This window comes from Olleya sp. HaHaR_3_96 (assembly GCF_019278545.1).
Classification (GTDB): Bacteria; Bacteroidota; Bacteroidia; order Flavobacteriales; family Flavobacteriaceae; genus Olleya.
In genome coordinates this window covers 3,101,457-3,125,584 of the sequence record NZ_CP058987.1, presented here as the reverse complement: position 1 = coordinate 3,125,584, position 24,128 = coordinate 3,101,457, and the positions used below count along the sequence as shown (strand labels likewise).

Sequence of the window (24,128 nt, the reverse complement as noted above, 5' to 3'; positions counted from 1 at the left end):
AGACCATCTGTTTAGATGGTCTTTTTTTTTATTCTTCTTCAGTTTTTACTTTATTTCTTTTTGCTTACTTTTTGATTAAGAAACTCTACAAGTAAGGAGAAGGCAATTGCAAAATACAAATACCCCTTCGGTATTGCGCCGACAGTGTTTCCAAAAAAGGTAGTGTGTGATAAGTGTGCTGCTTCAGTAATTAGCATAAATCCAATTAAAATTAAAAAGGATAAGCCTAGTATTTGTATACTGGGGTTGCTGTCTATAAATAGTCTAATCTTATTCGCAAAGGCAATCATGATAGTTATTGAAATAACAACAGCTATGATCATTAATATTAAGTTATAGTTATGGTGTTCTGATAAACCATTAGTCATTCCTACAGCTGTTAAAATAGAGTCTATAGAGAAGATGAAGTCTAGGATTAATATCTGCACTATAGCTTGTTGAAACGATTTTATAACCTTTCCTTTTATTTCGTCTTCATCATGTGTTGGCGTTTCTACTTTTTCTCTAATTTCAGAGGTAGATTTGTATATTAAAAATAAACCACCAAAAAATAGAATAAGGGCTTGCCAACTAATTTCTAAATGAAGCCAGCTAAACTCTAACGTGTAAAAAGGTTCGGAAAGACCAACTAGAAAGGACACAAAAAACAATAGAATAATACGTTGGACCATCGCTAATAATAATCCAATGTTGGTTACTTTGGAGCGTTGTTCTTCCGGAAGTTTATTGGCAGCAATAGATATGAATACGATATTGTCTATTCCTAAAATTATTTCTAAGAAAGTTAATGTGATTAATGCGAAAATAGCGTCGCTGGAAGTGAAAAAATCTAACATAATTTAATCTTTTTTGTAGGCAATTCCTTTTTGTTTATTAATGTCTCCAACATAAGAATATTCAAAAGTATAAGACGAATCGGTTGTCGTTAATATTTTTAAATGAACATCTTTACGTTCAGCCATATTTTTGGGGTTAACGGTTTTGTAAATAACTTCACAATCATTAACCCATCTGACTTGCGAGCTATCCGTTTTACCATCGTAAATTTCGACCTGTAAGTTTTCAGTTCTTGTAAAAGTGGATTTGTATATTTTGTCGCCCACTTTTACTTCACTATAAAATCGTCCCGTTTTAAAGTCTTTGCATTTACGCTCGACAGTATAACAGTTAAAAAAAATAGTTAATAGTAATAGGTATAAAAATTTTAATTTCATCAGAAAAAGGTTTACTACAAAATTAATCAAATGTTTGTTTAAAATTCTAAAATTCCAAGCTTTCTATAATTCGCGTATTTGAAAAAATTATGGACCAGACTACGAATTCGTAAAAATTTGAAAAATTCTAATTTCAATCAAAAAAAAGGAATGTTGTTTAAGATTTTAAATTTAGCGTGTTTTTTGATCTCAAATTATTTTTAAAAATAAAATTTCGAAAAAAAAATAGATTTTTATAGGATTTTTAAAATTTTGTTTTTCGTTTCGGAAAAAGAGTTTATAGCAAAAAAAAAGCACAAATTTTAGTTTTGGTCATTTTTTGAAAGTTTGTACTTAATTAATTTTTCAAAAAAGAGGCAATATGCTTTTTGGTATTTTATTACGAATTGTCATAATTTGAAAAACTACCGTCGGAATAAAAAATGACGATGCGTTCAATAATTTTTCCATCGGAAGAATTTCGACTTATATTTTTTACTAATTCAGAATTAGGCGTATTAGAAGATTCTGTTTTTTCTGAATTTGAAAATAAGTTTTGGTCTTCATTTTTTGAAATAGGAGCAACTTGTTTTACGTCATTTTGTATTTCAATTTTTGGAAATTCTCCTTTTCCATTCATCAACCAATACAATTCTACTTCCGGAAAAAAAGAGAGAACCTTCATTACAAATTCTAAACTAGGCTTATTTCTACCAGATAATATATGTGAAATGCTAGAGCGTTGAACACCTATTTTTTCAGCAAAAGAAGACGCGCTTTCACTGTAGTAATCGATGATTGTTTGTAGTCTTTTAGAGAATTCAGCTGTATTTATCATAGTGATACAAATGTAAACAATTATAACAAATATATCATGTTACAATTGTAAAATTCACAAAACTATACACTATATAGTCCTTATGTATCGGGTAATATGATTATAGTTTCGCTTTAACTTCAACTATATAAAAGACTGAAATAAAGCATTTTATGTAAACATATTACAAGTACATAAAAAACAAGTATCTAGGATGTGTTTATTTACCTAGAATTGAATTTAGTTGTTTACAGAAGTAAATTACAATTGTAAATAATAATGTTTACAATTGTAAATAACTATTTGGTTACATTTGTAAACGAAATAAAACACACATGGATTATACATTAGTAAACAACTTATTTGAAACGTATAAAGAGGAGGCGTTGTCAGGACGTTATATAAGACTAGACGACTTAGTTCCTTTACTTGCTAAATTACCTTCGGAATATAAAATTGATAGTTTGGGGTCTTCGGTTTTAGGTAGGCCTATACAATCTATTACAATTGGTTCTGGGGAATTAAAAATTTTGATGTGGTCTCAAATGCACGGAAATGAATCCACAACAACTAAGGCTGTCTTTGATTTATTAAACAGCTTTAAGGATGCGTGTTTAACGTTTATCTTACAAGCGTGTACTATTGTTATCATACCAATGCTTAATCCTGATGGTTGTGAAGCGTATACTAGGTTAAATGCTAATCAGGTTGATTTAAATAGGGATGCTCAAGATTTATCACAACCAGAAAGCAAGGTGCTTCGTGATTGTTACGATGCTTTTAAGCCTGATTTCTGTTTTAATCTGCATGGGCAACGTACTTTGTTTAGTGCTGGGCAGACTAATAATGTAGCAACACTGTCTTTTTTATCGCCTTCGGCGGATAAGCAGCGAAGTTTGACTATGGCTAGAAAACAAGCTATGGATGTTATTAATGCTATAAACAATAGTCTTCAAAGGGACTTACCTGGTCAAATAGGACGTTATGATGATGGTTTTAATATAAACTGTGTTGGAGATACGTTTCATTTTTTAGAGACACCAACGGTCCTGTTTGAAGCAGGACATTATAAAGACGATTATAATAGGGAAGAGGTGAGGTGTTTTGTTTATAAGGCTTTAATTGCAGGGTTAGATGTTATTGTAAATACTAAAATTACAGGGGCTAATTATGTTAATTATTTTGATATTCCTGAAAACGGAAAGCTTTTTTATGATATAATAATAAGAAAAGCGCTACTTGATGATCAAATATTTGATATTGGTGTTAATTATGAAGAGGTTTTGGTAGGTAAACAGCTTGAATTCAGACCTAAAGTAGTTGCTGTTGCAGATTTATCAGATTTTTATGGTCATAAAGAGCTGATTGCTAATAATAGTAAGGTTTTTACGACAAATAAACAGCCAGTAACCGTGGGTTACGAAATCGATTTCGTAACTATTGATAATGTGAAATTATCATTAAATCTTTAAAATTATCTAATTTTGAGATATTAAATTCATTGAAAATGTTTTAATTTTGCGTATTATTTATTAAAAACACAAAAATGGCAAAATTTAAATTAGACGAAATAGATCATCAGATTCTTGATATGTTGATAGAGAACACAAGAGTGCCTTTTACAGATATAGCTAAAAAACTATTGATATCTGCAGGGACTGTTCATGTTAGAGTGAAAAAAATGGAAGATGCGGGGATTATTAAAGGGTCTTCTTTAACATTGGATTACAAAAAATTAGGATATTCATTTATAGCTTACGTTGGTGTTTTTCTTCAAAACACCTCTAAAACATCATTTGTTCTAGAGCGTATTGCAGAAATACCATATGTTACCGTAGCTCATGTAACTACAGGGAAATTTAATATCTTCTGTAAAATTAGAGCTCGTAATACAGAGCATGCAAAGGATGTTATTTTTATGTTAGATGACATCGAAAGTGTGTATAGAACTGAAACGATGATATCTTTAGAAGAGAGCATTAATGATAAGAAACGATTAATGCATAGTATTTTTAACGATTTATAGTTTGTTAAAACTTGCAAAATATTAAAAAAACGCTTCAAATTTTGAAGCGTTTTTTGTTACTTTTATTTAAATTTTTAGAACATGACTATTTTAGATTTAGAACAAAATGAGTTTTTACCTTATTTTAAAGGGTATATAGATCGCGCTAAAGGTGTGGAGTTGCTTCCTGGTCTTAAGTCTGAGTTTAAAAAGGCTTATGACTTTTATTTGACGGTATCTGAGGATAAATTAGTCTATAGATATGCGGAGGGTAAGTGGACTATAAAGGAGATTATTAGTCATTTAATTGATACCGAACGTATTTTTTGTTATAGAGCGTTACGTTTTGCTAGACAGGATAAGACACCGGTAGCTGGTTTTGATGAGAATGATTACGTAGAGGCTTCTAATGCGTCTAATAGAGCTATTGAAGAGTTGCTGGAAGAGTATGCTTCTGTTAGGGCGGCGTCTATTAGTCTTTTTAAAAGTTTTTCTGATGCAGATTTACTGCGCAAGGGTATGGCTGGTTCTGGAGAAGTTTCAGTTAGGGCGCTAGGGTTTTTGATTATTGGGCATGAGAAGCACCATATAAACGTAATTAAAGAGCGTTATTTGGAATAGGTGTTATAGTTATTCTTCTTCATCAGACAAGAGGAGTGTGCTGTCTAATGGCGCCTCCTCAAAATCAATCACAATATGGCCTTGACTATTAGTTTCTGATTCAATATTTTCGTCAAAATTAGTCAGGGTGTAGTGTAATTTACTACTAACTTTGACTAGGTAGGTGACGTCAGTTGTCTTGACCTCAATAGCCTCTATGGTTTCGTTGTTATGATTGTCAAAGACAATAATATCTTTATCTCCATACCCGTCTGGAAACTTGTTTGTTAGCAAGTTGAGTACCTCAGGGGTTAATTTTTTGTAATCTATAATAACTTTTCGCATACCAATATGTTTTAAATTAAACTGGTTTGAATAGTTCTGAAACTTAGCAATTACTTAAAATTACAAAATTTTTAGATGCAAAAGTATTATTCGTTATAAAAATCAAAAGAATTGATTATCAATTCGTTAGGCGCTACGCAGTTAGTTTTTGCTTTTCCTATAGTTTCTAATAAGACAAAGTTAATAGTTCCTTTTTCGTTCTTTTTATCAAATCTCATAAGGTCCATGATAGGTGCTAAGTCTGCTTTTGGGATAGCAACTTTCCCATATACCTTTATTGTGTTTTCTTTAATTTTTAGAGCCTTTTCTAATGGGAAGCCAAGAAGTGCTGTGGATAGGTAAGTTTCTAATATCATTCCGATCGCAATAGCTTCTCCGTGTAATAAAGCTTTAGTTTCATGGTTTAAATAAAAGGATTCTATGGCGTGTCCTAGCGTGTGCCCAAAGTTAAGTGTTTTTCGTAAATTTTGTTCTGTAGGATCTTGCTCTACAATGTCTTTTTTAATTAAAACAGAGTCGTATATTAATTGATCTAAGTCTTCAAGTGTTAGATTAGATAATCCTGATAACTTATTATAATACAATTCGTTGTGAATTAAACCATGTTTAAGCATTTCGGCTAATCCAGAACGCATCTCCCGACTTGATAAAGTATTCAAATAGTCTGTGTCTATTAAAACCATATTAGGCGTTTTAATGATTCCAATTTGGTTTTTTATACTACCTAGATCGACACCGTTTTTCCCGCCTATAGAAGCGTCAACCATAGACAAAAGCGTGGTAGGAATATTAATAAATTTAATACCTCTTTGGTAAGTGCAAGCAACAAAGCCTCCTAAGTCTGTGACAACGCCACCACCTAAATTAATCATTAGTGATTTTCGATCAGCTCTTAAATCGGATAATGTTTGCCAAACCCCTAAACATGTTTCTATGTTTTTATGATGTTCTCCTGCTTCAATTTCAATAATTTCAATCGTTAAGCTAGTTTCTAATTGCTCTAAAAACTTAGGTAAACAATGACTATAAGTGTTGCTGTCTACTAAAATAAATATATTAGAAAACGACTGTTCTTTAATATAAGCGTTTAAAGCGGTGCTACAATCTGAATTAAATTGAATACTATAATCTTGCGTCTGAATAGGAGTCATAAATATGTAAAAGTGTTAAAGCGTAAAATTAATAGTTTTTTTAAAAAATAATGGTAATGAGTAGTATATTTGTTTTGTCTAATTTAATATATACTATGGTACAAGACACCCTTTTTGAAAATACTGAAGTTGCGTTTAGATTAAAAAGCGATTCAGAGCTAGAACGTGCTTACTTTTTGTTTAAAATGATATCTCATCAACCTTTGGTTAGAATAGGTACAGCAGCAACTAATTTTGCTTTAAAAGCACATTTGCCTGTAGAGGGATTGATTAGAGCGACTGTTTTTGATCATTTTTGTGGCGGGGTAAATGAAGACGATTGCTTATCAGTTATTGATAAGATGTATACTGCTGGTGTGTGTTCTGTTTTAGATTATTCAGTAGAAGGGAAAGCGATCGAAAATCAATTTGATTCTGCTAAAGAAAAGATAATGAAACTTGTCGAGTTTAGTGACGAGAAAGAAGCGATGCCTATCGTTGTTTTTAAACCAACAGGTTTAGGACGTATTTTCTTATTTCAGAAAAAAGGAGAAGGCAAAACCTTTACGGAAGAAGAGGAGCAAGAGTGGTGTAGGATTGTTGGGCGTTATGATGCGATATGCAAATTAGCGAAAGCAAGAGATGTTGAAGTGTTAATTGATGGTGAAGAAAGCTGGATGCAGGATGCTGCAGATGATTTGGCTGAAGATATGATGAAATTATATAATACAGATAAGCCTATCGTGTATAATACATTACAAACTTATAGACATGATAGATTGGCTTTTTTAAAGGCCTCTCATGAACGTGCTAAATCTGGAGGATACACATTAGGTTATAAGATTGTTAGAGGTGCTTACATGGAAAAAGAGCGTGTACGTGCTGAGGAAAAAGGCTATGCTTCACCAATTTGTAAAGATAAAGCCACTACAGATCAGAATTTTAATGATTGTTTGTTATATATATTAGATCATTTAACTACGATTTCGATTTTTATAGGAACCCATAACGAAGAAAGTTCTTTCTTGGCTTTACAGTTAATGGAAAAATTAGGTATTGATAAAAAGGATAATCGTGTGTGGTTTGGGCAGTTATATGGGATGAGTGATCATATTAGTTTTAATTTAGCAGCCGAAGGCTATAATGTTGCTAAGTATTTGCCATTTGGTCCTGTTAAAGATGTGATGCCTTATTTAATAAGACGTGCCGAAGAAAACACCTCTGTTGCTGGTCAAACTGGACGTGAGTTAACTTTGTTGAAAGCAGAGCGTAAAAGACGAAAGCGCAAATAGTAAGAAAGGTAGTGTGTTTTTGAACACGGTGTTACAACAAAAGAGGGGTTTGATTTTTATAAAAATCAAACCCCTCTTTTTATTATTTTAAGATTTAATTTAAAAGATTGATCGTTTGCAATGTGGCAATGCTATCGCAATTTTCAATATATAATTCTAAATGTTTGTTGTCTTTTGTTTCTCCATAGATATAGTAGAGTCCGCAAGGTTCTTTTCTAGGTTCACTTTTTGAAAAATCAACATCTCCTTTTTTCAGGATATAGCTTATAGCTGCTGTATCAATAGCTTTAGAAGTTATTGTTGATGTGCTTTTTGCAGAAAATTGAAGGGTTTTTGTTCTTATGTTTTTTAGGACTCTTGCTTCTGGACCATAATTATATTCGCAAGACACACCTCTTCCATTTAAGAAAAAAGCAAGTATGACTAGTCCTATTGCAAAACCACCAAAATAATAACCAAATCTGTGTAATATTTTCATTCTAAATAATTGAATTGCAAATTTAGAATATTAATAGGTTAATATCACTATATTTTATATCAAACCATTCTCCAACTGCACGATTAGTTAAAATACCGTGATAATAATACAATCCGTTTTTTAATCCTTTATCAAATCGGATAGCGTGTTCTAAGCCTCCGTCGTCTGCTATTTTTAGCAAATAGGGTGTGAAGATGTTACTTATAGAGGCTGACGCTGTTCTGGAATATCTAGCCGATATATTTGGGACACAATAATGTATTACCCCATTTTTGCGATAGGTTGGCTTGTCGTGTGTTGTAACTTCGCTAGTCTCAAAACACCCTCCGGTATCAATACTAACATCTACAATAACAGCACCTTTTTTCATGTTTTCTACCATGGTTTCTGTTACGATAATTGGAGCTCTGTCTTTTCCGCTAACAGCTCCAATAACCACATCGCAACGCTTTAATGCTTTACTTAGGTATTTTGGTTGAATAGTTGATGTGTAAATTGTACGACCTAAATTAGCTTGTAAGCAGCGTAGTTTAGTAATAGAGTTGTCAAAAACCTTTATGTTGGCTCCTAGACCAATGGCACTTCTTGCAGCAAATTCGCCCACCGTTCCAGCACCAAGTATAACAACTTCTACAGGAGGTACACCGCTAATATTACCAAACATTAAGCCATTACCATTACTCGAGTTGCTAAGTAATTCTGCAGCAATTAAAACAGAAGCCGTTCCTGCAATTTCACTTAAAGCACGGACGGCAGGATAAGCACCATCTTCATCACGTATAAACTCAAAAGCTAAAGCGGTAATACGTTTAGAGGCTAATTTTTCAAAATAAGTTTTAGTTTGTGTCTTTATTTGAAGCGCAGATATTATAGTGGTCTGCGGTTTTATCATTTCCAATTCGTCTAGAGTAGGAGGTTCTACTTTTAAAATCATGGGACAAGCATATACTTTTGCTGTATCTTTTGTGACTTCGGCTCCAGCTTCGCTATAATCTTTGTCACTAAAGTTAGCACCACTTCCTGCATTAGATTCTATTAATACACGATGACCATTATTGACAATGGCTGATACCGCATCGGGAGTCAAGCACACGCGCTTTTCCTGAAAAGCAGTTTCTTTAGGTATTCCTATAAATAGATTGCTTTTATGTTTAAAAATCTCTAAGGTTTCTTCTTGTGGTAATAGTTCTTCTTTTGAAAAAGGAGAGAGTGGTTTAGACATAGTTAATTTAGTTTTTAAAACGGAAACAAATTACAAAAATAATTGTTAGCAATGGTGTTAAAAATATTGTCTAATTTTTTCCTTAATTGTTTTCGGTTTAAAGGTTAGTTCATCTTCTAAATCTTGAATGGATTGATCTACAGAATTGAGTCTATTGAAAATCCTAGCTCTAACTAAATAAATAGAAGGGATTATTATCGCCATAAAAGGTAATAAGTAGATTAGTTGTAATTCATCGATATAGGTGAGTTCATCGTTAAAGAACACAATTATTTGATAACTATACATTATTATAGGTACTAAAAGTGCGTGATACCACCAGTGTCTACATGTGAAAAACCATAACAATAATAAAATAAGAGGTAACAATTTACCAGTCAATACCCACATAGCTAAATTAGCGTCTTCATAATGATTACTGTTATATTCAAATAATAAAGTGCGCCATACTTTCGTCTCAGGCACACTTTCGTATAAAGAATATAAATAAGGGGTTAGCGCTATAAAGACGGCAACAGCTAATCCAAAAACATATCCTCTATTACTCGTTACTTGGTTTCTTGATTTTAGATTTTTGTACTTGTGTTGTTTCTTGTCCATTTAAATCAATAAAATTTGTTGCTTGAGCAGAGTATAATACTCCACCGAAAATAGCAATGGCTATTATATATTTTTTAGTTTTCATTTGTAAGGGATTTAATTAAATACAATACTAAAGTATATAAAATCTCAGTTCAAAATCAGACTAAATCTTAAAAATGTGTTAAAAAAGGTCCTTTTTCAGATTCTTGTTGTGGTAAAAACCGTACTTAATCCAGAATACGTTTTTTCTGGAAAGTAAAGAGGGAAATTAATAATTGTAATTTTATTTACGCCTTACTATTGTTGAGTTTTCTGACAATTTTCGGGTTGTGAAGTTATGTCATTAGGGCTAAGAGTTTTGTGTTAAAAAATAGATAAATCACATCTAAAATAGGGGTGGGTATGCTAAAATGAGATAAATAATATGGTCTCTTGTTTTATAATTGTCATTTAACTGATTAAACAAACGGTGGATAGCACTAAATACTAGTGATTAGATTTGTTTTTCTTTTAAAAAAAAATGTTCCAAATCAAATGATAAGGAACATTTTAATAAAAATGAGGGTTAAAGTAATAAATACATGGTTGGTTAACCTTGGTTGTATATTTTATTACTCGTTACTTGGTTTTTTAATTTTAGATTTTTGAACTTCAGTGGTTTGTTGTCCATCTAAATCAATAAGGTTTGTTGCTTGTGCAGAGAATAATGCTCCACCGAAAATAGCAATAGCTATTACATACTTTTTAGTTTTCATTTTTAGGGATATTATTAATTATACATCTAAAGTATATAAAAACTAAGCTCGAAATTTAGTTAAATGTTAAAAAAATGTTAAAAATAGACTTTTTCGTTTTTTTTACTGTGGTTAAAACCTCATTTGATAAAAAAAGAGTTCTTTTTTAGAAAAAAAATGAAGAATTTTTAATCAAAATTCTCCATTTTCAACTGTCTTGTCGTGTTTTCTGACAAAGTGATGTTAACTACTGTAAATTGGTCTTGAATTAAGGGTTTTAGAATACTGGGCCACTCTACAAAGACATAGTGATCACTGTCGATATAAGTGTCTATACCAAAATCATATAATTCATCTTCCGTTTCAATGCGGTATAGGTCAAAATGATAAATAGTATTAGTGTCACCAACATATTCGTTAACTAAAGCAAAAGTAGGACTACTCACGACATCATTGCTCCCTAAAAGTTTAACCAGTGTTTTTATAAGTGTTGTTTTACCAACTCCCATTTCACCTTCAAATAATAGTATTTTAGAGGTTGCGGTTTCTAAAAGTTTTTTAGCTACTAGTTCCACCTCTTCTAATTTATAATTTATAGTCACTTTTATTTTTTTTTGTCAAAAATAAGACAAGTTATTCAATAATTAACGCAATTGTTATTTAGTCAGGTTCTTTATAGGACTATACTATTTAGGGCTTAGTACTACAAAAGGAATAATCATTTCTTCTAAAGATACACCGCCGTGTTGGTAGGTATTTCTATAATAACTAACATAATGATTGTAGTTATTTGGGTAAGCAAAAAACAAATCACTTTTAGCAAATATAAAAGAGCTATTCATGTTAATTGAAGGTAGAAGGATGGTTTTAGGGTCTTTTGCTGCTAAAACATCTTTGTTTTCATAACTCAAACTACGTCCTGTTTTATAACGTAAGTTTAGACTAGTATCTCTATCTCCAATAACTTTGGATGGATTTTTTACATTAATAGTTCCATGATCTGTCGTGATAATTAACTTAAAGCCCATTTGTTGCGCTTGTTGTATCATTTCTAGTAAAGGAGAGTTTTTAAACCAACTTTGTGTTAAGCTACGATATGCTTTATCATTAGAGGCTAACTCCTTAACGACATCCATTTCTGTCTTAGAATGTGATAGCATGTCTACAAAGTTATAAACTACAACCGTTAGATCATTGTCTTTTAGTCCTCTAAAGTTGTCTGCTAGTTTTTTTCCAGAAGATAGATTCGTGATTTTATAATACTCGTGTTTTAGGTGTGTTAATCCTAAGCGTTTCATTTGTGCGTTTAAAAAATCGGCTTCATGTAAGTTTTTACCACCTTCATCGGTATCATTTTTCCAATACTCAGGATGTAATTTTTCCATATCGCTTGGCATAAGTCCTGAAAATATTGCATTTCTAGCATATTGTGTGGCTGTCGGTAAGATACTATAAAAGGCATCTTCTTTTTGTTTTTTATAATGGGTACTAACAAATGGTTCGAAAGCTTTCCATTGGTCATAACGTAAATTATCTACCACAACTAATAATGTTGGTTGCTCTTTGCTTAATTCTGGAGCAATCTTTTCTCTAAATAAAGTGTGTGATAAAATAGGAGCATCCGTATTAGGCTCAAACCACGATGGGTAATTTTTATCTATAAACTTACCAAACTGTGTGTTGGCTTCATTTTTCTGAGACTCTAATATTTCAAACATACTAGGATCTTCGATGTCTTCTAGTTGAATTTCCCAGTAAATTAGTTTTTTATATAAATCAATCCACTCTTCATAACTATTAACCATAGCCATGTCCATTGCAATTTTTCTGAATTCTTGCTGGTAGTTAGAAGTCGTTTTTTCTGAAACTAATCTAGAGTGGTCTAAATTTTTCTTTAAGCTGAGTAAAATCTGGTTAGGGTTAACTGGCTTTATAAGGTAATCGGCAATTTTATTACCAATAGCTTCTTCCATAATATATTCTTCTTCACTTTTGGTAATCATGACAACAGGAAGTGTGTCTTGTTTTTCTTTAATTTCATTTAAAGTTTCAAGTCCTGTTAATCCCGGCATGTTTTCGTCTAAAAAAACAATATCAAAAGTGTTGTCGTCTAAGATTTCTAAAGCTTCCGTTCCGCTATTACAAGTCGTAACGTTGTAGTTTTTTTTCTCTAAAAATAGGATATGAGGCTTTAATAAATCTATTTCGTCATCAACCCAAAGAATATTTATATTGTTCATGTATATTTGTGTATATTAATTAAATAAAGTCTTAAGCTTGAAACCAAGTAACAAACTTAAAATACTAAACGACCCAATTTACGGATTTATTACTATTCCGAATTCTATAATTTTTGATTTAATAGAGCATAAATATTTTCAGCGTTTACGACGTATCTCGCAAATGGGGATGTCTTATCTGGTATATCCTGGTGCCCATCATACTCGATTTCATCATGCGATAGGCTGTATGCATTTAATGCAAAAAGCGGTTCAAGTCCTACGTTTTAAAGGTGTTGCCATTTCTGATGAGGAAGAAAAAGCGTTGTACATCGCTATATTATTACACGATATTGGTCACGGACCATTTAGTCATGCTATGGAGCATAGTATTGTCAGTGGGGTGTCGCATGAGGAAATTTCGTTGTTATTCATGGAAGAATTGAATACAGAATTTAACGGCGATTTAACACTTGCTATTCAGATTTTTAAAGGGGATTATCACAGGAAGTTTATGCTTCAGCTGATTTCTAGTCAAATAGATATGGATCGTGCCGATTATTTAAAAAGAGACAGTTTTTATACCGGAGTATCTGAAGGTAATATTAATAGTGAGCGTTTGATTACCATGCTTAATGTTAAGGATAACGAATTGGTTGTAGAAGATAAAGGTATTTATAGTGTCGAAAAGTTTTTAGACGCGAGACGTTTAATGTATTGGCAAGTGTATTTGCATAAAACCAGTTTGGTAGCCGAGCAATTATTAATAAGAGTTTTAAAACGTGCAAAGGAATTGGTTAAAAAAGGTGTGACTTTAGAAGCGAGCAAACCGTTAACCTTCTTTTTGGAGAATGAGATTACTTTAGATGAATTTGATGGTAATTGCCTAGAAACCTTTGCTAAGTTAGATGATTACGATATCGTCTCAGCGATGAAAAATTGGCAATATCATGAAGATTTTGTTTTGAAAAACCTTTGTGAGATGATAATTAATAGACATCTTTTAAAAATTAAAGTTAAAAAGAAACCTATAACTGAAGCGGTATTTCAAAAACATATGTCAGATTTAAAAGGGCGACATAACATATCTGATGCTGATGCTAATTATTTTGTGTTTACAGGTCAAGTCAGTAATTTGGCTTATTCACGAAAAAAACAAAATATAAATATTTTGAATAAAAATGGTAAAGTAGTGGATATAGTTAAGGCTTCAGACCAACTTAGTCTAAAAGCGCTGTCAAAACCGGTGACTAAATATTATATATGTTATCCAAAAGACGAACTTTAGCACATTTTTTCTATTTTTGTTGACAATGAAATTTACTGCAGAACAAATAGCTGGTATTTTAGACGGTGTCGTAGAAGGCAATCCTCAAGCAGAGGTCTCTAAACTATCCAAAATTGAAGAAGGTGTAGAAGGTGCTTTAACCTTTTTGGCTAATCCAAAATATACATCATATATATATTCAACAAAAGCAACTATTGCTATTGTTGATAAAGACTTTGTGCCTGAGCATGATTTAAATTGTACACTTATTAAAGTGGACGATGCTTATAAATCATTTTCAAAGTTATTAGAATATTACAATCAAGTAAAATTAAATAAGTTTGGAATCGAGCAACCAACGTCTGTATCTGATACAGCAACGATTGGTAAAGATATTTATATTGGTGCTTTTACGGTAATAGGAGAGAATGTGACTATTGGAGACAATGTTAAAATTTTTCCTAGTTGCTATATTGGTGACAATGTTACAATTGATAATGATACGGTCTTATTTGCTGGATCTAAAATATATTCAGATTGTATAATAGGTAAAAACTGTGTTATTAATTCCGGAGCAATAATCGGAGCTGATGGTTTTGGTTTTGCACCTAATGAAGACGGAGAATATAGTAAAGTACCGCAAATAGGTAACGTTATATTGGAAGATTTTGTAGATGTTGGCGCAGCGACAACAATTGATAGAGCTACTTTAGGCTCTACTATTATAAGACGTGGTGTCAAGTTAGACAATCAAATACAAATAGCACATAATGTGGAAATTGGTAAAAACACAGTAATAGCTGCACAAACAGGTATTGCGGGCTCAACTAAAATTGGTGAAAATTGCCAAATAGGAGGTCAGGTTGGTTTTGCTGGACATTTAACTATTGGTAATAATGTAAGAATACAAGCCCAATCAGGTGTAGGGAAAAATATAAAAGATAACGAAATATTACAAGGATCGCCTGCCTTTGGCTATGGTGATTGGAATAAATCTTATGTTTATTTTAAAAACTTACCTAAATTGGTTAAAACTATAAACGAATTAGAAAAAAAAGGCAATGGGAATAATTAGTACTGACATAAAGCAAAAAACCATACAAAAGGAAATTTCTCTTACAGGTGTGGGCTTACATACAGGAAAACAGGTAACCTTAACTTTTAAGCCTGCTCCAGAAAATACAGGCTTTGCTTTTAAAAGAATTGATTTAGAAGGTAGCCCAGTAATTGAAGCAGATGCAAATTATGTGACTAACACGCAACGTGGTACTTGTTTAGAAAAAAACGGAGTAAAAATACAAACTTGCGAACATGTCTTGGCTGCTTTAATAGGATTAGATATAGACAATGCTATTCTAGAATTAGATAACTCAGAACCACCAATCATGGACGGGTCTTCTAAGTTTTTTGTAGAAGCAATTGAAACTGCTGGAATAGAAGAACAAGAGGCTTTTCGTGAAGAGTATGTTGTTACCAGTGTCATTTCTTATACAGATGAAGAAACAGGTAGCGAAATTTTGATAATGCCATCAAATTGTTATCAAGTGACTGCAATGGTAGATTTTGGGACTAAAGTATTAGGAACTCAGAATGCAACGTTAAATTCTATTTCAGATTTTAAAAGAGATATTTCAGACTCTAGGACCTTTAGCTTTTTACATGAGTTGGAATCACTTTTAGAGCACGGTTTAATTAAAGGAGGAGATCTAAACAATGCCATAGTATATGTAGATAAAGAACTGTCTGAGTCTACAATGGAAAAGTTAAAGACAGCTTTTAATAAAGACTCTATCTCTGTAAAACCTAATGGAATTTTGGATAATTTAACGTTACACTATCCAAATGAAGCCGCTAGACATAAATTATTGGATGTTATAGGTGATTTAGCTTTAATAGGAACACGTATTAGAGGTAAAGTTATTGCTAATAAGCCAGGGCACTTTGTAAATACACAATTTGCAAAAAAGATGTCTAAATTAATTAAGAACGAAAGACGTAATAACGTCCCAAATATAGATTTGAGTCAAACACCAGTAATGGATGTGATGCAAATCATGGATATGTTACCGCATAGACAACCCTTTTTATTACTAGATAAAGTTTTTGAATTATCAGATACTCATGTTATTGGTCTTAAAAATGTAACTATGAATGAAGAGTTCTTCAAAGGTCATTTTCCAGGAGCTCCAGTAATGCCAGGTGTATTAATAATAGAGGCTATGGCACAAACCGGAGGTATTTTAGTATTAAGTACTGTCCCAGATCCTGAGAATTATTTAACATTTTTCATGAAAATGGACAAAGTTAAATTTAAACAAAAAGTGGTTCCAGGAGATACGTTAATATTTAAATGCTCGTTAATAACACCTATTAGACGCGGTATTTGTCATATGCAAGGGTATGCTTATGCTAACGGAAAATTATGTGCGGAAGCAGAGTTAATGGCACAGATTTCAAAAGTAAAATAATATGAAAATGAGTCGTTTAAACTTAAATTTTGAAGACTAACTAAGTTTAAGATTGACCATACGTTTTTACAAATTTATCAGAACAAAACAATAAAAATGAACCAACCTTTAGCATACGTACATCCAGGAGCGAAAATCGCCAAAAATGTTGTTATTGAACCATTTACGACTATATATAATAATGTAATAATAGGAGAAGGTACTTGGATAGGTAGTAATGTAACTATAATGGAAGGCGCAAGAATTGGAAAAAACTGTAATATTTTTCCGGGTTCTGTAATTTCAGCTGTACCACAAGATTTAAAATATAATGACGAGGATACATTAACGATAATAGGTGACAATGTTACCATTAGAGAATGTGTTACTATAAACAGAGGAACAACCGATAGAATGAAAACCGTAATAGGCGATAATTGCCTAATTATGGCATACTGTCATATTGCACACGATTGTATTGTTGGTAATAATTGTATTTTTTCTAACAACTCTACATTAGCAGGACATATTAATATTGGAGATTATGTTGTATTGGCAGGGATGACTGCTGTACATCAATTTTGTTCCGTAGGTAGTCACGCTTTTGTAACCGGAGGGTCTTTAGTGCGTAAAGATGTACCACCATTTGTAAAAGCGGGGCGAGAACCATTATCGTACGTAGGTATTAACTCGGTAGGATTAAGACGAAGAGGGTATACCACAGAAAAAATAAGAGAAATTCAAGATATTTTTAGAATATTATATCAGAAAAATTATAACAATACTCAGGCTGCCGGAATTATTGAGGCAGAGATGGAAGCGACAACAGAACGTGACGAAATCCTTCAGTTTATAAAGAATTCTCATCGTGGAATTATGAAAGGGTATTTCAAATCAAATTAAAAATTAAAATTAAAAAATAAAAATGGCAACTACTTCAGATATTAGAAACGGACTTTGTATTCGATATAATAACGATATTTATAAAATCATTGAATTTTTACACGTAAAACCAGGAAAAGGGCCAGCGTTTGTTAGAACTAAAATGAAAAGTGTAACTAACGGAAAAGTATTGGATAATACCTTTTCTGCAGGTCATAAATTGGAAGATGTAAGAGTAGAAACTCATAAATTTCAATACTTATATAATGATGGCGAATTTTATCATTTTATGAATGAAGCAGATTATACTCAAATTAGATTATTAGAGGCTGCTTTAGATAAACCAGAATTAATGAAAGAAGGAGAAATTGTTACTGTGTTAATTAATACAGAAGACAATATGCCTTTATCTGTAGATTTACCTGCGAGTGTAGTTTTAGAAGTAACAGCTACAGAGCCAGGAGTAAAAGGAAATACTGCAACTAATGCAACGAAACCAGCAACTGTTGAAACTGGAGCTACTGTAAATGTGCCTTTGTTTATTAATGAAGGAGATAAAATTAAAGTAGAAACAGATAAAGGGACGTATAAAGAACGTGTTAAAGAATAGTTAGTTTATACTATGAAATTCCCTAAACCACATACTTTAGAAGCTATTGCAAAACTTATAGATTGTCAATTTATTGGCGATGCAAACTTTGAGGTGATGGGCATGAACGAGATTCATGTTGTTACACCTGGAGATATTGTTTTTGTAGATCATCCCAAATATTATGATAAAGCATTACAAAGCGCAGCAACTATTGTTTTAATTAACAAAGAAGTGGACTGCCCTGAAGGAAAAGCATTATTAATAAGTGATGATCCGTTTAGAGATTTTAATAAGTTAACGCATTATTTTAAACCTTTTGTAAGTGCTAATAGTGCTATTTCAGCTTCAGCTATAATTGGAGAAAACACGATAATACAACCAAATTGCTTTATTGGCCACAATGTGGTCATCGGAGCGGATTGTGTTATTCATTCTAACGTTAGTATTTATGACGATGCTGTTATCGGTAATAACGTAACCATTCATGCAGGAACTGTTTTAGGAGCAAGTGCTTTTTATTATAAAAATAGGCCAGAAGGATTTGATCAATTAAAATCTGGTGGTAGAGTCGTTATTGAAGATAATGTTGATATTGGCGCACTTTGTACTATAGATAAAGGTGTGACGGGAGATACTATTATTGGAGAAGGCTCTAAATTAGATAATCAAATTCAAGTTGGTCACGATACTGTTATTGGCAAAAAATGTTTAATTGCCTCACAAACGGGTATTGCGGGTTGTTGTATTATTGAAGACGAAGTTACCCTTTGGGGACAAGTTGGTACAACTAGTGGAATAACGATTGGTAAAAAAGCAAATGTTTTAGGTCAAACAGGAGTGACAAAATCGATAGCAGGAGGAAAGTCTTATTTTGGAACACCAATTGAGGAATCAAGAGTGAAATTAAAAGAGTTAGCTTATATTAAGCGAATTCCAGATATAATTAAACAATTAAAAAACAAGTAGATGTCAGCCAGAGCAATTGTAAAAGCCTTTTATAATTTAGATTTAGCAAAAGCAGAGGATGCTATAAATATGTTTGACAAAGATTGTCAATTGCATTGGAATAGTAGCAATGGTTACACTGCTTTAGATTATGATGGTATAAGTAAAAAACTAGAGGAGGTGAGACAATCTTTTGTTACTTTTACTTATAAATTGAGTCATTTGTTGAAAGAAAACAATACCATAACGGCGAGATATACAGCATATGCTGCCACTATTGAAAGACCAGATAAAGTAGAGCCAATAGCACATTTTATCTCCATTTGGGAAGTAAAAGAGGGGTTATTGTATAAAGGATATGAAATTAGTCAATTGTTTGATGAAAATCCATCTAGCTTATCTTCATATTCTTAAAAATAAAAATTTAAAATACTTTTAGTAATAGCAATCAAAATCTTACTTTTGCATTGCAAATAACAATTCAATACAAAACTTCTTAATCAATACAAAACATGAGCGTTTTAGTAAACAAAGATTCAAAAATAATAGTTCAAGGATTTACAGGTAGTGAAGGTACTTTTCACGCCGGACAAATGATTGAATACGGAACAAATGTAGTAGGTGGTGTAACACCAGGTAAAGGTGGTCAAACACATTTAGACAGACCAGTTTTTAATACAGTTCAAGAAGCTGTAGATAAAGCAGGAGCAGACACATCAATCATTTTTGTCCCACCAGCATTTGCAGCAGACGCAATAATGGAAGCAGCTAATGCAGGAATAAAAGTAATTATTTGTATTACAGAAGGAATTCCTGTAGCAGATATGATTAAAGCTGCGGCTTACATCAAAGATAGAGACTGTAGATTAATTGGACCTAACTGTCCAGGAGTAATTACTCCGGGAGAAGCTAAAGTTGGTATTATGCCAGGTTTTGTTTTCAAAAAAGGAAAAGTAGGTATTGTATCTAAATCAGGTACTTTAACTTATGAAGCTGCTGATCAAGTTGTAAAACAAGGTTTAGGAATCACTACTGCAATTGGTATTGGAGGAGATCCAATTATCGGAACAACGACTAAAGAAGCTGTTGAGTTATTAATTAACGATCCAGAAACTGAATGTGTTGTAATGATTGGTGAAATCGGAGGTCAATTAGAGGCAGATGCAGCTAACTGGTACAAAGCTTCAGGAAGTAAAAAACCTATCGTTGGTTTTATTGCAGGTGAAACTGCACCAGCAGGACGTACAATGGGTCATGCAGGAGCAATTGTAGGTGGATCTGATGATACAGCTCAAGCTAAAAAAGCAATTATGAGAGAATGTGGAATTCACGTTGTGGATTCTCCAGCAGAAATTGGTAAAAAAGTTGCCGAAGTTATGGCATAATTTATTTAACACTAATGTGTTAAAATATTCCAAATAAATAAACGTTTAAAGTTCGTTGGCTTAATTTAGTCAACGAACTTTTTTTTATTAATAAAATCAACCAAAAAAAATGAAAAACTTAAAACTAGTCTTAGCGCTAGCTATGGTTACTTTTGTTGTCAGTTGCAAGAAGAGTAATTCAGATCAATTAGCTGTTAAGACAGAAACACAAAAAGATGCCAGTGGCTTTAGTTACGAGAGTGTAGCCAATGACCCGACTGGTTTACGATTATATACTTTAGACAATGGTCTTAAAGTATATTTAAGTAAAAACACAGAGGAACCAAAAATTCAAACTTACATTGCTGTAAGAGCAGGTTCAAATTATGATCCTAAAGAGTCTACAGGATTAGCTCATTATCTAGAGCACATGGTTTTTAAAGGAACAGATAAAATAGGGACTGTAGATTGGGAAACCGAAAAAAAATATTTAGATACTATTTCTAATTTATACGAAAACCATAGAGCAGAAAAAGATACCTTAAAAAAAACAGCTATTTATAAAGAGATTGATAGAGTATCTTTAGAGGCTTCTAATTATTCAGTAGCTAATGAGTATGATAAAATGTCAAGTTCTTTAGGTGCAACAGGAACTAATGCTTATACATGGTTTGAGCAAACGGTGTATACAAATAAAATTCCGGCTAACGAGTTAGATAAGTTTTTAGCTTTAGAGAGTGAGCGTTTTAGTCAAGTCGTACTACGTTTATTTCATACAGAATTAGAAGCTGTTTTTGAAGAATTTAATAGAGGTCAAGATAGTGATGGTCGTAAGCGTTATGCTGCAATGTTAAAAGATTTATTTCCTAAACATCCTTATGGACAGCAAAATACTATTGGTACTGCAGAGCATTTAAAAAATCCATCAATGGTGGATATTCATAATTATTTTGATAAATACTATGTGCCAAATAATATGGCGGTTGTTTTAGTAGGTGATTTTGATTTTGATGCTACTATTAAAAAGGTGAATAATACGTTTGGTAAATTTGAAAGAAAAGAAGTTAAACATCCTGAATTACCTAAAGAAACGCCATTAAGTACAATAGTGGAAAATGAAGTATTTGGACCAACAGCAGAGAGTATTTCTATTGCTTATAGAACAGGTGGTGTGAATACAGAAGAAGAGAAATTGGTGACATTAGCGGATATGGTTTTGGCTAACGGTAATGCAGGTTTGATGGATTTAAATTTAAATCAGAAGCAATTAGTGCAGTACGCAGGGTCATCTCCAACATTTTTAAATGATTATGGATACCACGTATTAAGTGGGTCTCCTAAAGAAGGTCAGTCTTTAGACGAGCTTAAAGGGTTGTTATTAGAACAAATAGAGAAACTTAAAAAAGGAGAATTTGAAGATTGGATGATCGAGGCGGTTATAAATGATTTAAAAAAATCTCAATTAAGTCAATACGAAAGCAGTACAGCTGTAGCAGATGCTTATGTCAATGCTTTTATCCATAACGAAAAATGGGAAGATAAAGTAGCGTTTTTGGATGAGTTAAAAAAGATAACAAAGCAACAATTAGTTGATTTTGCAAATGCATTTTACAAAGATAATTATGTGGTAACATATAAGCGTAAAGGAGCAGATGATAAAATTGTTAAAGTGCAAAACCCAGGAATAACACCTGTAAACTTAAATAGAGGAGCTAATTCTAAATACATTGAAGACTTTAATAAAATGGAGTCAGAGGATTTAAAACCGGTGTATGTAGATTATGCGACAGCTATAAAAGAAACAAAAACGGATAGCGGAATAAAAGTATCATACATTGATAATGAAACAAATGATTTATTTGATATGAATATCATTTTCGATATGGGAAGTGATAGTGATAAAAAATTAGATTTAGCTGTTGGATATCTAGAATACCTAGGAACAGACAAATATTCAAATGAAGATTTGAAAAAAGAGTTTTATAAGTTAGGTATAGATTATTACGTAAACACAGGTAACGAGAAAACGTATATAGGTTTAAGTGGTTTAAAAGAAAACTTACCTAAGGGATTAGAGTTATTAGAAGAATTACTGGCTAACGCAGTGCCCAATCAAGACGCGTATGACAAATATGTACAGTCTATAGCAAAAGGAAGACAAAATAATAAAACTAATAAAGAAAGTATCTTAAGACGTGGTTTATTAAATTATGCTAAATACGGAGAAGAATCAAGTTTACGTAATATTATTTCTGTTAGTGATTTAGAAAAAGTTAACCCACAAGAATTAGTGGATTTAGCTAAAGATTTAAAAAACTATAAACAACGTATGTTTTATTACGGTAAAGATATAAATAAAGCGGTTGCTGCTTTAAATACATCTCACAAAGTAAGTGCGGAATTAAAAGACTATCCGGAAGCAATGACTTTTGAAGAAAAAGAAACAGGTGGGAATGTGTTTTTTGTAGATTTTGATATGGTGCAATCTGAAATGATGTTTTTAGCTAAAGGAGAACCTTTTAAAGCGGAAAACATGGCAGCTTCAACATTGTTTAACACCTATTTTGGAGGTGGATTATCCTCTATCGTTTTTCAAGAAATAAGAGAATCTAAGTCATTAGCTTATTCTGCTTGGTCTAATTATAGTACAGCAAGAGAAAAAGACGACGCTAACTATGTTATGGCTTATATTGGTACGCAAGCTAACAAGATGCCCCAGGCTATTGATGCTATGATGGAGCTAATGAATGATATGCCAGAGTCTGAAGCTCAGTTTAATGCAGCTAAAGAGTCTACATTAAAACAGATCGCTGCTCAACGTATTAATAAGTCAAGTATCTTTTGGAGTTATGAAAGACTTCAAAAATTAGGAATGTCTGAAGATAATAGAGAGGCGATGTATAATGCTATCAAAGACATGACATTAGTCGATTTACGTGAGTTTTTCAATAATAACATTAAAGGAGAAGACTACAACGTTATGGTTATTGGAAACAAGAAAGATGTGGATTTAACGGCATTAAATAAATTAGGGAAAGTTCAAGAGATGGATATTGATCATTTATTTAATTACGAAAAATCTGAAGATGTTAAAATGTAGTATGACAGAAGTAGTCTAACGGCGTCTTAAAGACCTATTAAAACCTCATAATTAGTATAAATTATGAGGTTTTTTTATACATAACAATTTGTAATTACTATATTTGAAATAGAAAACTAACAACAGATTTTCGTTGTAACGAAAACAAATTAAATATAATTTTAATGAAACTTTTAGAAGGAAAAACAGCAATCATAACAGGTGCTTCAAGAGGTATAGGTAAAGGTATTGCTCAAGTATTTGCTCAGCATGGTGCAAATGTTGCATTTACATACAGTTCGTCTGTAGAAGCTGCTAACGAGTTGGAAAAAGAATTAATAGCTTTAGGTGTTAAAGCAAAAGGATATAAAAGTAACGCAGCTAGTTTTGAGGAAGCTCAAAAATTAGGTGAAGATGTACTGGCTGAATTCGGTAGTATTGACGTATTAATTAATAATGCAGGAATTACTAAAGATAATTTATTAATGAGAATGGTTGAGGACGATTTTGATAAAGTTATCGAAGTCAACCTAAAATCTGTTTTCAATATGACTAAAGCTGTACAACGCACAATGTTGAAGCAACGTAAAGGGTCTATCATTAATATGAGTTCTGTTGTTGGGGTTAAAGGTAATGCAGGACAAACTAACTATGCAGCCTCAAAAGCAGGTATTATTGGGTTTTCAAAGTCTGTAGCGTTGGAGTTAGGCTCAAGAAATATTAGAAGTAACGTGATTGCTCCTGGTTTTATTGAAACAGAAATGACAGCAAAACTAGATGAAGACACAGTAAAAGGATGGCGTAACGCAATCCCATTAAAACGTGGTGGTACACCTGAAGATATCGCAAATGTTTGTGTGTTCTTAGCATCAGACATGTCAGCATATGTAACAGGTCAGACCTTAAATGTGGATGGAGGAATGTTAACATAATCT

At 32.3% G+C, this 24,128-nt stretch carries 26 protein-coding genes; 14 read left to right on the top strand and 12 right to left on the bottom strand.

The genetic code is table 11. From position 1 onward, the window contains the following. Positions 1-50: 50 nt before the first annotated feature. From H0I26_RS13710 to H0I26_RS13700, 3 genes are all read right to left on the bottom strand, one after another. Positions 51-836, bottom strand: a complete 786-nt coding sequence (locus tag H0I26_RS13710) for a TerC family protein (protein WP_218699588.1) — start codon at positions 834-836, stop codon at positions 51-53. A gap of 3 nt (positions 837-839) precedes the next feature. After that, entirely contained in the window at positions 840-1,214 is a 375-nt protein-coding gene (locus H0I26_RS13705) for a DNA topoisomerase IV (RefSeq protein WP_218699587.1), read from the bottom strand. A 379-nt stretch (positions 1,215-1,593) separates the two neighbouring features. Continuing rightward, on the bottom strand, positions 1,594-2,031 hold the full coding sequence (locus H0I26_RS13700) for a helix-turn-helix domain-containing protein (protein ID WP_218699586.1): 438 nt from the start codon (positions 2,029-2,031) through the stop codon (positions 1,594-1,596). A gap of 314 nt (positions 2,032-2,345) precedes the next feature. On the opposite strand from H0I26_RS13700, the gene H0I26_RS13695 reads away from it, so the two are divergent. The 3 genes from H0I26_RS13695 (at position 2,346) to H0I26_RS13685 (ending at position 4,636) form a co-directional block, all read left to right on the top strand. Further along, positions 2,346-3,482 carry a M14 family zinc carboxypeptidase gene (locus tag H0I26_RS13695; RefSeq protein WP_218699585.1) on the top strand — a complete coding sequence of 379 codons (1,137 nt, stop codon included), beginning with the start codon at positions 2,346-2,348 and terminating at the stop codon, positions 3,480-3,482. 74 nt (positions 3,483-3,556) lie between these two features. Continuing rightward, entirely contained in the window at positions 3,557-4,036 is a 480-nt protein-coding gene (locus tag H0I26_RS13690) for an Lrp/AsnC family transcriptional regulator (RefSeq protein ID WP_101203462.1), read from the top strand. An 81-nt stretch (positions 4,037-4,117) separates the two neighbouring features. Continuing rightward, the gene (locus H0I26_RS13685) at positions 4,118-4,636 is read left to right on the top strand and encodes a DinB family protein (protein WP_218699584.1); all 519 of its coding nucleotides are present in this window, start codon (positions 4,118-4,120) and stop codon (positions 4,634-4,636) included. Positions 4,637-4,645: 9 nt separating this feature from the next. Here the strand turns inward: H0I26_RS13685 and H0I26_RS13680 are convergent, their stop codons facing one another. Continuing rightward, positions 4,646-4,960 carry a hypothetical protein gene (locus tag H0I26_RS13680; protein WP_218699583.1) on the bottom strand — a complete coding sequence of 105 codons (315 nt, stop codon included), beginning with the start codon at positions 4,958-4,960 and terminating at the stop codon, positions 4,646-4,648. An 86-nt stretch (positions 4,961-5,046) separates the two neighbouring features. Beyond that, positions 5,047-6,111, bottom strand: a complete 1,065-nt coding sequence (gene aroB, locus H0I26_RS13675) for a 3-dehydroquinate synthase (protein ID WP_218699582.1) — start codon at positions 6,109-6,111, stop codon at positions 5,047-5,049. A gap of 56 nt (positions 6,112-6,167) precedes the next feature. Here aroB and H0I26_RS13670 point away from each other — a divergent pair, with 56 nt between their 5' ends. After that, positions 6,168-7,382 carry a proline dehydrogenase family protein gene (locus H0I26_RS13670; RefSeq protein ID WP_411268232.1) on the top strand — a complete coding sequence of 405 codons (1,215 nt, stop codon included), beginning with the start codon at positions 6,168-6,170 and terminating at the stop codon, positions 7,380-7,382. Positions 7,383-7,476: 94 nt separating this feature from the next. On the opposite strand, the gene H0I26_RS13665 is transcribed toward H0I26_RS13670, so the two are convergent. The 7 genes from H0I26_RS13665 to H0I26_RS13635 all read right to left on the bottom strand — a co-directional run bounded on the left by H0I26_RS13665 (position 7,477) and on the right by H0I26_RS13635 (position 12,638). Beyond that, on the bottom strand, positions 7,477-7,860 hold the full coding sequence (locus H0I26_RS13665) for a DUF4258 domain-containing protein (RefSeq protein WP_218699581.1): 384 nt from the start codon (positions 7,858-7,860) through the stop codon (positions 7,477-7,479). Positions 7,861-7,882: 22 nt separating this feature from the next. Further along, a complete protein-coding gene (locus H0I26_RS13660; RefSeq protein ID WP_218699580.1) occupies positions 7,883-9,082 on the bottom strand; it encodes an alanine dehydrogenase in 1,200 nt (399 codons plus the stop codon). Positions 9,083-9,139: 57 nt separating this feature from the next. Continuing rightward, a complete protein-coding gene (locus H0I26_RS13655; RefSeq protein WP_218699579.1) occupies positions 9,140-9,682 on the bottom strand; it encodes a hypothetical protein in 543 nt (180 codons plus the stop codon). Beyond that, entirely contained in the window at positions 9,624-9,767 is a 144-nt protein-coding gene (locus H0I26_RS13650; protein ID WP_218699578.1) for a hypothetical protein, read from the bottom strand. The genes H0I26_RS13655 and H0I26_RS13650 overlap by 59 nt, the downstream gene beginning before the upstream one ends. Positions 9,768-10,275: 508 nt before the next feature. Beyond that, positions 10,276-10,419: a hypothetical protein gene (locus H0I26_RS13645; RefSeq protein WP_168800767.1), complete on the bottom strand. Its 144-nt coding sequence runs from the start codon at positions 10,417-10,419 to the stop codon at positions 10,276-10,278. Between the two features lie 167 nt (positions 10,420-10,586). Then, positions 10,587-11,000 (bottom strand): tRNA (adenosine(37)-N6)-threonylcarbamoyltransferase complex ATPase subunit type 1 TsaE, encoded by a 414-nt coding sequence (gene tsaE, locus H0I26_RS13640; RefSeq protein ID WP_218699577.1) that lies wholly within the window; start codon positions 10,998-11,000, stop codon positions 10,587-10,589. Between the two features lie 84 nt (positions 11,001-11,084). Next, positions 11,085-12,638: a response regulator gene (locus H0I26_RS13635; protein WP_218699576.1), complete on the bottom strand. Its 1,554-nt coding sequence runs from the start codon at positions 12,636-12,638 to the stop codon at positions 11,085-11,087. Between the two features lie 37 nt (positions 12,639-12,675). Here H0I26_RS13635 and H0I26_RS13630 point away from each other — a divergent pair, with 37 nt between their 5' ends. The 10 genes from H0I26_RS13630 (at position 12,676) to fabG (ending at position 24,125) form a co-directional block, all read left to right on the top strand. Next, positions 12,676-13,905: an HD domain-containing protein gene (locus H0I26_RS13630; protein WP_218699575.1), complete on the top strand. Its 1,230-nt coding sequence runs from the start codon at positions 12,676-12,678 to the stop codon at positions 13,903-13,905. A 25-nt stretch (positions 13,906-13,930) separates the two neighbouring features. Continuing rightward, positions 13,931-14,959 carry a UDP-3-O-(3-hydroxymyristoyl)glucosamine N-acyltransferase gene (gene lpxD / locus H0I26_RS13625; protein ID WP_101018731.1) on the top strand — a complete coding sequence of 343 codons (1,029 nt, stop codon included), beginning with the start codon at positions 13,931-13,933 and terminating at the stop codon, positions 14,957-14,959. Then, positions 14,946-16,352: a bifunctional UDP-3-O-[3-hydroxymyristoyl] N-acetylglucosamine deacetylase/3-hydroxyacyl-ACP dehydratase gene (locus H0I26_RS13620; protein WP_101018730.1), complete on the top strand. Its 1,407-nt coding sequence runs from the start codon at positions 14,946-14,948 to the stop codon at positions 16,350-16,352. Before lpxD ends, H0I26_RS13620 begins: the two co-directional genes overlap by 14 nt. Positions 16,353-16,448: 96 nt before the next feature. Further along, positions 16,449-17,234, top strand: a complete 786-nt coding sequence (lpxA, locus tag H0I26_RS13615; RefSeq protein WP_218699574.1) for an acyl-ACP--UDP-N-acetylglucosamine O-acyltransferase — start codon at positions 16,449-16,451, stop codon at positions 17,232-17,234. A gap of 22 nt (positions 17,235-17,256) precedes the next feature. Then, on the top strand, positions 17,257-17,823 hold the full coding sequence (gene efp, locus H0I26_RS13610) for an elongation factor P (RefSeq protein ID WP_101018729.1): 567 nt from the start codon (positions 17,257-17,259) through the stop codon (positions 17,821-17,823). A gap of 12 nt (positions 17,824-17,835) precedes the next feature. Beyond that, the gene (locus tag H0I26_RS13605) at positions 17,836-18,771 is read left to right on the top strand and encodes a UDP-3-O-(3-hydroxymyristoyl)glucosamine N-acyltransferase (RefSeq protein WP_101018728.1); all 936 of its coding nucleotides are present in this window, start codon (positions 17,836-17,838) and stop codon (positions 18,769-18,771) included. Next, entirely contained in the window at positions 18,772-19,164 is a 393-nt protein-coding gene (locus H0I26_RS13600; RefSeq protein WP_101018727.1) for a nuclear transport factor 2 family protein, read from the top strand. A 98-nt stretch (positions 19,165-19,262) separates the two neighbouring features. Then, the gene (gene sucD / locus H0I26_RS13595; protein ID WP_218699573.1) at positions 19,263-20,135 is read left to right on the top strand and encodes a succinate--CoA ligase subunit alpha; all 873 of its coding nucleotides are present in this window, start codon (positions 19,263-19,265) and stop codon (positions 20,133-20,135) included. A 109-nt stretch (positions 20,136-20,244) separates the two neighbouring features. Further along, a complete protein-coding gene (locus H0I26_RS13590; RefSeq protein WP_218699572.1) occupies positions 20,245-23,214 on the top strand; it encodes a M16 family metallopeptidase in 2,970 nt (989 codons plus the stop codon). A 164-nt stretch (positions 23,215-23,378) separates the two neighbouring features. Beyond that, positions 23,379-24,125 (top strand): 3-oxoacyl-[acyl-carrier-protein] reductase, encoded by a 747-nt coding sequence (gene fabG / locus H0I26_RS13585; RefSeq protein WP_218699571.1) that lies wholly within the window; start codon positions 23,379-23,381, stop codon positions 24,123-24,125. Positions 24,126-24,128: the final 3 nt, after the last annotated feature.